The sequence below is a fragment of the Pseudomonas sp. CFBP 13719 genome, from assembly GCF_014842095.1.
GTDB lineage: Bacteria > Pseudomonadota > Gammaproteobacteria > Pseudomonadales > Pseudomonadaceae > Aquipseudomonas.
Window position 1 is genome coordinate 342,472 of the sequence record NZ_JACYVB010000004.1, and the last position, 11,333, is coordinate 353,804.

Genomic DNA, 11,333 nt, shown 5'->3' on the forward strand with positions numbered 1-11,333 from the left:
ATCGGTCATGAAAAGCTGTCGAGTCATGTCCATTTCAAGCGGTGTCTCGCCATCGGCTTCACGGGCAAAGCGGGCGAACTATGCCGGAAACATCAGGCGTGTGTCCAGTTAAGCGCAATAGCCCGCACGTTGTCCGATGTTTGCGCGAAATTTGTGACTCGCTTGTCGGTTTCGGTCACTGCCGATGTCACCGATTGCCTGAAGAAGGTATTTTCCCGAGGAACGTTGCCGCGTCGACTTCGCCCACCACACGCGAGGCTGCCTGTTCGTTGCCGTTGCCGTCGAAGAACAGCAATGCGGGTGGGCCGAACAGCTTGAAGCGATCGAGCAGGGCACGTTGTTCCGCGTTGCTCTGGGTCATGTCCAGGCGAACCTTGCGGTAGCCCTGCAACCCGGCGATCACCTGCGCATCGGTCAGTACTTCATGTTCGATGACCTTGCAGCTGATGCACCAGTCGGCATACCAGTCCAGTACCAGCGGTTGTCCGGCGGCAGTCGCCTGGCGCAGGGCCTGTTCGAAGCCGTCGGTGGTGGTGACCGTCTGCCAGGCGTCCTGCGCGGCCGTCGCGGCAGCCGCTGGCGCACCGGTCGTGGCCTGGCGCGCCAGCGGCTGGAACGGATCGGATTGGCCGCTCAAAGCGCCGTGCCAGCACGCCAGGGCATAAAACACCAGGGCCAACCCGAGCACCTGTTGCAGGCGCTGGCGCGCAGGTTTGGCGACCCACTCCAGAGCCCCCATGAACACCCCGACGCCGGCTGCCAGCAGGCCGATCAGCAGCAGGGTCACGCTGCCTGGCAGCACGCGAGCGAGCAGGGCGATGGCCAGGCCCAGCAGCAAGACCCCAATGGCATTTTTCACGGTGACCAGCCAAGGGCCGCTTTTGGGCAGCCAGGCCGCGCCACCGGTGGCCACCAGCAGCAACGGCGCGCCCATGCCCAGACCCAGTGCAAACAGTTTCAGTCCGCCCCCCAGGGCATCACCGCTGGCGCTGATATAAAGCAGCGCGCCGGCCAGCGGCGCCGACACGCACGGCGACACCAGCAGGCTCGACACCACCCCGAGCACGGCGGCTCCCCACAGCGAGCCGCCCTTGGCATTGCCTGCCACACGATCGAGGCGCTGGCTCACGGCAGCCGGCAGCTTGAGCTCGAACAGGCCGAACATGGCCAGCGCGAATACCACGAAGAACAGGGCGAACGGCACCAGCACCCACACCGACTGCAGTCGTGCCTGCAGGTTGAGTTCGGCGCCGAACTTGCCCATCAGCGCACCTAGCAGGGCAAAACAAACGGCCATCGGCAGCACATAGGCCAGCGACAGGCTGAAGCCGCGCAGCCCGCCCACCTGCCCGCGCAGCACCACGCCGGACAGGATCGGCAGCATCGGCAGCACGCAGGGCGTGAAGGTCAGGCCGATACCGGCCAGAAAGAACAACGCCAGTTCATGCCATTGCCATCCCCCTGGGGATGCCGCATCGCTCGCCACTGGAGCAGCCTGGCCAATGCCAGGCACGGAAAGGCGTTGGGTTTCCGGCGGATAGCACAGGCCTTTGTCGGCGCAGCCCTGGAAGCCTACAGCCAGGGTGAAGGCACGCTGGTCACCGGCGGGGCGAGGGATCTTCACGTCGAGAATGCCGTGGTAGACCTCGACATCGCCGAAATACTCGTCGTGTTTCTGCTCGCCGGCCGGCAGTTGCGCGGCCCCCAGCGCGATGTCGGCAGGCTCGGTCTTGAATTCGAAGCGATGACGGTAGAGATAGTAGCCTTCGGCAATCACGAAGCGCAGGGTGATGTCCTGTGCAGAAGCCTCTACCTGTTCGAGTTGGAACGCCTGGCCGACCGGCAGGAAGTCGGCGCTGTTATTGAGCGAAGCACCGCCCAGGGTGGCGCTGGGCCTCGCGTCGAGCAGGCCCGAAGCCGCAACGGGCAGTGCGAAAACCAACAACAGGAGGCAAAGCAGGCGGCGCATGACAGTTCTCGAACAGCAATTGAGCGCGCATCATACTGGAGCGATGCGGTACTGCCGAATTGCCAGGGCCCGATTTCATGTAACAGGATGGGTCACCTGGACAGGGTCGCCCGGACAGGGTCGCCCAGTTCGCTACAAGCTCTACACCCTGAACGCCTCCACCGCCGTGCGCAACTCGCCACCCAGGCGCAGCAGATGCTCGCCCTGCGCGCGCCCCTGCCCGATGCGCAGCAGGTTGTCTTCACCCAAGCCATGAATGCGCTCGCCGTGCTCGCGAATCTCGCCCACGGCACCGCTCTGCTGCGCGGTTGAATCAGCGATGCGCACGGCGGTGGCAGAGATGGTCTGGATGGCCGCGACGATCTGCGCCAGCGCACCGTCCGCTGCCTGGGCCTGGCTGGCCGTCGCCTGGGCATGAACGACTTGGGCGCGCATGCCGTGCACGGACTCGCGCGCCGCCGTCTGCAGGTTGCCGATCAAGCTCTGGATCTGATGGGTCGCCCCGGTCGTGCGCGACGCCAGCGAACGGACCTCTTCGGCAACCACCGCGAAGCCGCGGCCCATTTCTCCGGCACGCGCCGCCTCGATTGCGGCATTGAGTGCCAGCAGGTTGGTCTGGTCGGCGATCGAGCGGATGACGGTCAGCACCCCACCGATGGTGGCCGACTCCTCGGCAAGCTGCTCGATCATCTGCGCGTTGCCCTGCACTTCACCCACCAGCGCATGCAGCCCTTTGAGGCTTTGCCCGATGACATGCTGGCCATGCTCCACCGCTTCGCCCGCTGATCGGCTGGCCGCAGCTGCCTGGCTGGCATCGTCCGCTACCTGGCCGATGGTTGCCTCCAGCTCGCCCAGCGCATCGCGAATCTGTGCGGTATCGCCTGCCTGACGCAGCGCCCCCTGGTGCAGGCCACCGCTGAGTTCGGCCAGTTGGTGACTGCTGCCTGCCACTTGCTCGGCGTTCTGGCGAATGGTGCCGACCAACCCGACCAGATACCGGCGCAAGCGATTCAGAGACGCTTCGATGGCCTGCAATTCATGGTTGGTACGGCCCAGGGCGATCGGCTTGGCGAAATCCCCCTCGGCCCAGGTCGACAAGGCCGGATCCAGGCGTGTCAGCGCACCGGCCAGGCGGCGCTGCATGCGGTCGATGAGCAACGCGATCAACAGGATCAGGCCGATCATGGCCCCCTGCAGCAGACGCACTTCGCCCTGGATTCTGGCGTGCTCCCCACGCACGGCCGGCTCCAGCTCGCCCAGGCCATGCTGGACTGCGCCGATGCGTTGCTGGGCGGAATCGGCCAGTTCGGTACGCCGCTGGATCAGCTCACGGGTACGGCCCAGTTCGGCCGGATAGCGCGTCAGCAAGCTGGCCAGCTCGCGCTTGAAGTCCACGCCATCATCCTGAGCCTCGCCGGTGTTTTCGTTCTGCAAACCCATCAGCGCCGCAAAGTCATCGGCCCCCGACGCGGTGGAGCTGGCCACCCCCAGCAGCGGCAGGCTTTGCAGCGTATCGGCCTGGGCCCTGATGCCGGCAAGTTCGCGCTCGACGTCTGCGGCCAGTTCGCTGCGTCCGCTGCTGATCATTTTCTCGCGTGCCAGGGACAGTTTTGCCAGGTGCTGGCTGGCGGGCAGCAGTGCGGCCTGATAGGGCCCGTTGCTCGCGGCATACCGAGCCAGTTGTTCCAACGTACCACCCAGTTCACGTTCTGCCTGCACCAGCAGCGCCTGTGGATCGCCCGCCAGCTTGCCGGCAGCCAGCAACTGCTCGGCAGTGAATGTGCCCAGCGCATCGACGTCGCTGCGCAATGCGCCGCTCAGTTCACTGGGCAGGGTGGCGATCCCTTCACGCAGCCGCATCAGGCCCTGGGTCGCTTCGGCATGGCGCAGCGCATCGCCGCTGTTCAGGTAATCCTGGACGTTGCGCACGACGTCGTCCTGAAACTGCCGGGACAGTTGCAGGTAGCGCTCCATCAACAGATAGGGCTTTTCCAGCGCCCGTTGCGACCACCACAGCGTTGCCGCCAGGGCGGTGCACACGGCGACCAGCAGCAGGGTGTTCAGATTGGTGAGCAGTTTCAGGCGCATGGGGGGCACTACCAACAGCGAAATGGTCAGTGCGTGAAGGTAGGGGCGATCTGTTACAGGCGCGTGACTTCAACGTGAAAAAGATGGCACATGGCCTGTATTTTCGGTTGGCCATTGAATTCGACGCTCAGACACATCCGGATGTCTTTACCGCGACTGCGACATGCCGATGCATCCTTTATAGTGGCGATACTGCCTTGCCCGGAAAACTTTGCCCATGGGAGGCACGTTAGCCGGGTGGCGAGGTCAGAACCCATGAATTCCGCGATAGAAAGGACATAAGCCATGCTGGACTGGAAGAATCGTGCGGGCAACGGCGGAGCGCGCGAGCGTGCCGACAGCAGTGGCGGCCCACGCAGCCATGTCAAGAGCCTGCTGCTGAGCAAGGCCGTGCTGGGTGCGCTGGCTGTCTATCTGGTGGTGACCCTGTTGCTGGGCTGGTACTGGAGCGAAGAGCCCGAGCTGTTCCCGGTGCAGCAGAACGCACAGTCGGCTGCCCAGCGCGACGGGCGTCAGATGGTGGTGGGCTACACCACGGTGGAGACCCTCAAGACAGTAGCGTCGACCCTGCTGAACAAGCCTGGTGGCTACATTTCCAACGACCGCTTTCCGCCTGGCCTGTGGATGGACAACATGCCCAGCTGGGAATACGGCGTGCTGGTACAGGTTCGCGACCTGAGTCGTGCGCTGCGCAAGGACTTCGCTCGTTCGCAGTCGCAGTCCGCCGAAGACAGTGACCTGGCCCGCGCCGAGCCGCGCTTCAACTTCGACAACAAGAGCTGGGTGCTGCCTTCCAGCGAGTCGGAGTTCCAGGAAGGCATCAACCTGCTCACTCGTTACCAGAATCGCCTGTCCGACCCAAGCCAGACCAATGCGCTGTTCTACACCCGTGCCGACAATCTGAACAACTGGCTGGGCGACGTCGGTACGCGTCTGGGCTCGTTGTCGCAGCGTTTGTCTGCCAGTGTCGGTCGCGTCAAGTTGAACACCACGCTCAAGACCGAAAGCGTCATTGCTGGCCAGGCGCCTCAGGTCGACGAGGAAATCGTCGAGACACCGTGGATGCAGATCGACAACGTGTTCTACGAGGCACGCGGTCAGGCCTGGGCGCTGTCGCATCTGCTGCGCGCTATCGAAGTCGACTTTGCCGATGTATTGGCCAAGAAGAATGCAACCGTCAGCGTGCGCCAGATCATCCGCGAGCTGGAAGCGTCGCAGGCACCGGTGTGGAGCCCGATGATTCTCAATGGCAGCGGTTTCGGCATGTGGGCGAACCACTCGCTGGTGATGGCCAACTACATCTCTCGGGCCAACGCCGCAGTGATCGACCTGCGCCAACTGCTGTCGCAGGGCTGAAGACATGCCGATCTCGACCCAGGAGGTCGAACATCGTGCAGCGTCCGATGCCGAGTCGATCGCCTGGGTCGACGAGTCCGATCAGGTGCTGGGGACCTTGCCCAGGCTAGAACTGCGCGAGCGTGGGCTGATCGGCCGCGGCACCTACATTCTCCTGTTCAACAGCCAGGGTGAGCTGTGCGTGCACCGGCGTACCTTGAGCAAGGCGATCTACCCTGGCTACTGGGACGTGGCGGCGGGCGGCATGGTGCAGGGCAACGAGACCTATGCGGAATCGGCCGCGCGCGAGCTTGAGGAAGAGTTGGGCGTGAGCGGCGTGGAATTGACCGCTCACGAGCATTTCCTTTTCGACCAGCCCGGCAACCGGGTCTGGTGTGCAGTGTTCTCGGCCGTCTGGGATGGCGATCTGCAACTGCAACCGGAGGAAGTGCTCGAGGCCCGGTTCGTCCCGGTTCAGCAGGCTCTGGATGAAAGCACCACCGAGCCTTACTGCCCCGATTCCCTGGCTGCATTACTGCGATTCCTGACCTGCCGGGACAACGCCTGACCCCGCGGCCGCTTTGCAGGAGCGGCCATCGACCGCGAAGCAGACACTGCGAACTTGCGGCCCCACCGCGCAGCCCGTTCCCACGCATCACTCAACCCCCTGTAGGAGCGGTCATCGGCCGCGAAGCAGACACCGCGAACTTGCTGCCCCACCGCGCCGCTCGTTCCCACGCATCACTCAACCCCCTGTAGGAGCGGTCATCGGCCGCGAAACGGGCACTGCGGACTTGCTGCCCCACCGCGCCGCCTGTTTCGCGGCCACTGACCGCTCCCACGCATCACTCAACCCCCCTGTAGGAGCGGTCATCGGCCGCGAAACGGGCACCACGGTATTCCCTGTAAAGCATCGCACTTGATGAAATCATCCGATCCTCGGCAATTGCCCCCGCCAGGCACTTAGCACACACCCGGTTTCCCGTTAAACTGCTCGGCCTGATCCACTTCACATGAGGCATGCCGGTGGCCAAGAAAGCCGCATCCTTCGCCGCCCTCGGCGGCTTGGTGTTCTCCACCGACAGCGGTCGGCATTGTCCGGACTGCCGTCAGCCGATCGACGCCTGCACCTGCAAGCAAACGGCCGTGCCCGAAGGCGACGGCATTGCCCGGGTGCGGCGCGAAAGCAAGGGGCGCGGCGGCAAGACCGTGACCACCATCACCGGTGTCCCACTCCCGGCCGATGCGCTCAAGGAGCTGGCAACCACCCTCAAGCGCCGTTGCGGCACAGGCGGTGCGTTGAAAGACGGCGTCATCGAAATCCAGGGCGACCATGTCGAGCTGCTGCTCGCCGAGCTGGTCAAGCAGGGCTTCAAGGCCCGCAAGTCCGGTGGTTGAGCCGCACACCTTGTAAACTTGAAGTACTCGCCGGGGTCTACCCCTGCAGGCGCAGCAATCGTCATCTTTACCCTCTACACTGCGCAGGGCCCGACGGCCCGCGACAACCGACTTTTTTCATAGGGGACCTCGATGTCCGTACGACGCACACGTAAAGACGATGGCAGCCAATGGACAGTGGCCGACAGCCGCAGCGTTTATGGCATCCGCCACTGGGGCGCGGGCTATTTCGCCATCAACGAGGCGGGCCGTGTCGAGGTTCGTCCGAACGGCCCTGATAGCTCGCCGATCGATCTTTACGAGCAGGTCGACCAACTGCGCAAGAGCGGCCTGTCGCTGCCGCTGCTGGTGCGCTTCCCCGATATCCTGCAAGACCGCGTGCGCCAGCTGACCGGCGCCTTCGATGCCAACATCGCTCGCCTGGACTACCAGAGTCGCTACACCGCGCTGTACCCGATCAAGGTGAACCAGCAGGAAGCGGTGGTGGAAAACATCATCGCCACCGAAGGTGTGTCGATCGGCCTGGAAGCCGGCTCCAAGCCTGAGCTGCTGGCCGTGCTGGCACTGGCGCCCAAGGGCGGGACCATCGTCTGCAACGGCTACAAGGACCGCGAATTCATCCGCCTGGCCCTGATTGGCCAGAAGCTGGGCCACAACGTTTTCATCGTCATCGAAAAAGAGTCCGAAGTGGCACTGGTGATCGAAGAGGCGGCCGAGCTCAAGGTCAAGCCGCAGATCGGTTTGCGCGTGCGCCTGTCGTCCCTGGCATCGAGCAAGTGGGCCGACACCGGCGGTGAAAAATCTAAGTTCGGCTTGTCTGCCGCTCAGTTGTTGTCGGTCGTCGAGCGTTTCCGCGAAGCCGGCGTGGACCAGGGCATTCGCTTGCTGCACTTCCATATGGGCTCGCAGATCGCCAATCTGGCGGACTACCAGCACGGTTTCAAGGAGGCCATTCGCTATTACGGCGAGCTGCGTTCGCTGGGCCTGCCGGTCGATCACATCGATGTGGGCGGCGGCCTGGGTGTCGACTACGACGGTACTCACTCGCGCAATGCCAGCTCGATCAACTACGACATGGACGACTATGCCGGTGTGGTAGTGGGCATGCTCAAGGAATTCTGCGATGCCCAGGGCATGCCGCATCCGCACATCTTCTCGGAGAGTGGCCGCTCGCTGACCGCGCACCACGCCATGCTGGTGGTGCAGGTCACCGACGTCGAGCGTCACAACGACGAAGTGCCGGAGATCGTCGACAAGCAGAGCCTGCCCGAAACCCTGCAGTGGCTGGTGGATCTGCTCGGGCCGACCGACATCGAGATGGTCACCGAAAACTACTGGCGTGCCACCCACTACATCAGTGACATCGCGGCGCAGTATGCCGACGGCAAGGTCACCCTGGCGCAGAAGGCCCTGGCCGAACAGTGCTACTTCGCCGTGTGCCGCCGCCTGCATAACTCGCTCAAGGCCCGTCAGCGCTCGCATCGCCAGGTGCTGGACGAGCTCAACGACAAGCTTGCCGACAAGTACATCTGCAACTTCTCGGTGTTCCAGAGCCTGCCCGATACCTGGGCCATCGGCCAGGTCCTGCCGATCCTGCCGCTGCACCGTCTCGACGAAGAGCCGCTGCGCCGCGCCGTACTGCAAGACCTGACCTGCGACTCCGACGGCAAGATCAAGCAGTACGTCGATGAACAAAGCATCGAGACCAGCCTGCCGGTGCACGCCGTCAACCAGGGCGAGGATTACCTGCTGGGCATCTTCCTGGTCGGCGCGTACCAGGAAATTCTCGGCGACATGCACAACCTGTTCGGTGACACCGACTCGGTGAATATCTATCAGCGCCAGGATGGCAGCGTCTACAGCGCCGGTATCGAAACCCACGACACCATCGAAGACATGCTGCGCTACGTGCATCTGTCTCCGGAGGAGTTGATGACGCATTACCGCGACAAGGTTGCCAGCGCCAAGATCACCGCGCGCGAACGCACCCAGTACCTGGACGCCCTGCGCCTGGGCCTGACGCGTTCTTCGTACCTGTCGTCGTAACGAGTGGGTCTGGTTGCCCGGCTCCTCGCGCTCGCCGCCCTGCTGGGGCTGCTAAGCGCTTGTTCCGGGCTGCACACTCTGGATGCAGTGACGGCGTCCGGCGGCTACCAGCTCACGCAGGGCGTAGCCTACGGCGCCGACCCGCGCCAGAAGCTGGATGTGTACCGCTCCACTCGACCACTGCCGGATACTCCGGTGGTGGTTTTTTTCTATGGGGGTACCTGGAACAGCGGCGAGCGAGGCGACTATCGTTTCGTCGCCCAGGCGTTGGCCGCCCGTGGGTTGCTGGTGGTGGTCGCCGACTACCGTCTCTATCCACAGGTGCGCTATCCCAGCTTTCTCGAAGACGGCGCCCAGGCCGTTGCCTGGACCTATCGCAACATCGGCAAGTACGGTGGCAGCGTTCAGCGTCTGTTCGTGATGGGCCACAGCTCCGGCGGCTATAACGCCGCCATGCTTGCCCTCGATCCGCAGTGGCTGCGTAAAGCCGGGGTCCCCGCCAATGCGCTGCGCGGCTGGATCGGCCTGGCCGGCCCCTATGATTTCTTGCCGATCGAGAATCCCGAAGCCAAGCCGGTATTCTTCTTCCCCGATTCACCGCCCCAATCGCAACCCATCAACCAGGCTCTGGCAGGCTCGCCGCCGGCGCTGCTCATCGCCGCGACCCATGACTCGACCGTGGACCCGGTACGCAACAGCGAAAACCTCGCACACCGACTGCGCCTCGCCGGCGTCCCGGTGCAGGAACGCTATTACCGCCGACCGAACCATCGCACCCTGGTAGCCTCATTCGCCTGGCCCTTGCGCTGGCTGGCACCCGTGCTGGACGAGGTAGAACGGTTCGTTACCCACAGCCGATAAGCCTGCCCCAACCCTGTAGAAGCAGGTTCTACCCACGCAAGGCACTCCATAGGCCTGACTAAGCTCCTATGGAAGCGGGTCCTACCCACGCAATGCACCCCATAGGCCTGACCCAAATCCTGTGGGAGCGGGTTCTACCCGCGAAAGGGCCGTCGCGAGCGATGCAGGACTAAGGCACCCACTCATCCCTACGCTGCAACCGCCACGCCACCCACCCCAGCGTCGCCGCCCGCAGCGCCATGAACAGCAGGAAGCTTATCCACAGGCCGTGATTTCCCCATCCAGTGCTCAACCAGCCGATTGGCAACATCACCGCTACGCTGACCAGCATGGCATTGCGCATCTCCCGGGCGCGGGTAGCGCCGATGAACAGGCCGTCCAGCAGATAGCTGCCTACTGCAATCAACGGCAGCACCGCCAGGTATGGCAGGAACGGGTAGGCCGCCTCGCGGACACTGGCAATATCGGTCTGCAGGTTGATGAATACATGCCCGCCCAGCAGAAACAGCACGGCAAACCCGCTGCTGGCAATCAGCGACCATCCCAGGGATACCACCATCGAGCGGCGCAGCGTCTGCCGATCGCGTGCACCGATGGCGTGACCGCACAGGGCTTCGACCGCATGGGCCAGGCCGTCCAGCGCATAGGCGGTTATCAACAGGCCATTGAGCAACAGCGCATTGGCGGCCACGGTGGCGTCGCCGAAACGGGCGCCCTGGATGGTGATCAGCAGGAAGACCCCGGAGAGCGCCAGACTGCGCAGGAAAATATCGCGGTTCACGCCCAGCAGCGGGCGCCAATTGCGCCATGACCTCAGCGCCGCCCACGCCATGGCGCCCGGATACGCTCGCAGGGAAGGCCGGGTAAGTGCCAGGCCGAGCAGGGCGCCGACCCATTCGGCTATCACCGAGGCGCGCGCCGAGCCGATCACGCCCCAGTCCAGGCCGAGCACGAACCACAGGTTAAGGGCGATGTTGACCAGGTTGGTGGTCAGCAGCAGTTGCAACGGCGCGCGGGCATTCTGGGTACCAAGGAACCAGCCGATCAAGGCGTAGCTGGCCAGGGCGGCAGGCAGCCCCAGCAGGCGTGTCTGGAAGAAATCGTGGGTGGCTTGTTCCAGTGCCGCAGACGGCGCCATGAAGCTCAGGGCCAGATGGCTGAAGGGCAGGGCCAACAGGGAGAGCAGCAGGGAGAACAGCAGGCTCAGGGCAAGACCCTGCACCAGAATCTGGCGCAGTGCACGACCATCATGGCGTCCGGCAGCCTGTGCGGAGAACCCCGTGGTGCCCATGCGCAGAAAACTCATCAGCGACACCATGAAGGTGAACAGGCTACCCCCCACGGCCACTGCGCCCAACTGGTGGGCATGGGGCAGATGGCCGATCACCGCGCTGTCCACCAGCGTCACCAGGGGCACCGACAGGTTGGACAGGATCATCGGCGCAGCCAGGGCCCAGACCCTCTTGTGAGTAGGGCGATGGCGCCAATCGGTCAGTAGGATGGACATGTAGGCTCCGAAGTCGGGGCCGGGATTGTAGCTCAGCCCACTGTAGGAGCGGTCCGTGGCCGCGAAGAATACGCTGCGATACCCCTGACACACCGCAGCGCTCATTTCGCGGCCGATGACGGCTCCCAC

8 protein-coding genes are annotated in these 11,333 nt (G+C 64.0%); 5 read left to right on the forward strand and 3 right to left on the reverse strand.

Annotated features, from left to right (window positions below; all coding sequences use genetic code 11):
* Nucleotides 1-187 precede the first annotated feature (187 nt).
* Together IFT57_RS16165 and IFT57_RS16170 are read right to left on the reverse strand one after the other, a co-directional pair.
* Nucleotides 188-1,969 carry a protein-disulfide reductase DsbD gene (locus tag IFT57_RS16165; RefSeq protein ID WP_192152035.1) on the reverse strand — a complete coding sequence of 594 codons (1,782 nt, stop codon included), beginning with the start codon at nt 1,967-1,969 and terminating at the stop codon, nt 188-190.
* A 141-nt stretch (nt 1,970-2,110) separates the two neighbouring features.
* Nucleotides 2,111-4,057 carry a methyl-accepting chemotaxis protein gene (locus tag IFT57_RS16170; protein WP_192152036.1) on the reverse strand — a complete coding sequence of 649 codons (1,947 nt, stop codon included), beginning with the start codon at nt 4,055-4,057 and terminating at the stop codon, nt 2,111-2,113.
* A 285-nt stretch (nt 4,058-4,342) separates the two neighbouring features.
* Between IFT57_RS16170 and IFT57_RS16175 the strand changes: the two genes are divergently transcribed.
* The 5 genes from IFT57_RS16175 (at nt 4,343) to IFT57_RS16195 (ending at nt 9,697) form a co-directional block, all read left to right on the forward strand.
* Nucleotides 4,343-5,413, forward strand: a complete 1,071-nt coding sequence (locus IFT57_RS16175; protein ID WP_192152037.1) for a DUF2333 family protein — start codon at nt 4,343-4,345, stop codon at nt 5,411-5,413.
* A 4-nt stretch (nt 5,414-5,417) separates the two neighbouring features.
* Nucleotides 5,418-5,960: an NUDIX hydrolase gene (locus IFT57_RS16180; RefSeq protein WP_192152038.1), complete on the forward strand. Its 543-nt coding sequence runs from the start codon at nt 5,418-5,420 to the stop codon at nt 5,958-5,960.
* 458 nt (nt 5,961-6,418) lie between these two features.
* Nucleotides 6,419-6,790, forward strand: coding sequence for a translation initiation factor Sui1 (locus IFT57_RS16185; RefSeq protein ID WP_122796597.1), 372 nt, complete (start codon nt 6,419-6,421; stop codon nt 6,788-6,790).
* Between the two features lie 132 nt (nt 6,791-6,922).
* Nucleotides 6,923-8,836 carry an arginine decarboxylase gene (gene speA, locus IFT57_RS16190; RefSeq protein ID WP_122480302.1) on the forward strand — a complete coding sequence of 638 codons (1,914 nt, stop codon included), beginning with the start codon at nt 6,923-6,925 and terminating at the stop codon, nt 8,834-8,836.
* 3 nt (nt 8,837-8,839) lie between these two features.
* Complete coding sequence (locus IFT57_RS16195) at nt 8,840-9,697, forward strand: alpha/beta hydrolase (protein WP_446731203.1); 858 nt, start codon at nt 8,840-8,842, stop codon at nt 9,695-9,697.
* A gap of 169 nt (nt 9,698-9,866) precedes the next feature.
* Here IFT57_RS16195 and IFT57_RS16200 read toward each other — a convergent pair whose 3' ends face one another.
* Complete coding sequence (locus tag IFT57_RS16200) at nt 9,867-11,204, reverse strand: MATE family efflux transporter (RefSeq protein ID WP_192152039.1); 1,338 nt, start codon at nt 11,202-11,204, stop codon at nt 9,867-9,869.
* Nucleotides 11,205-11,333 lie beyond the last annotated feature (129 nt).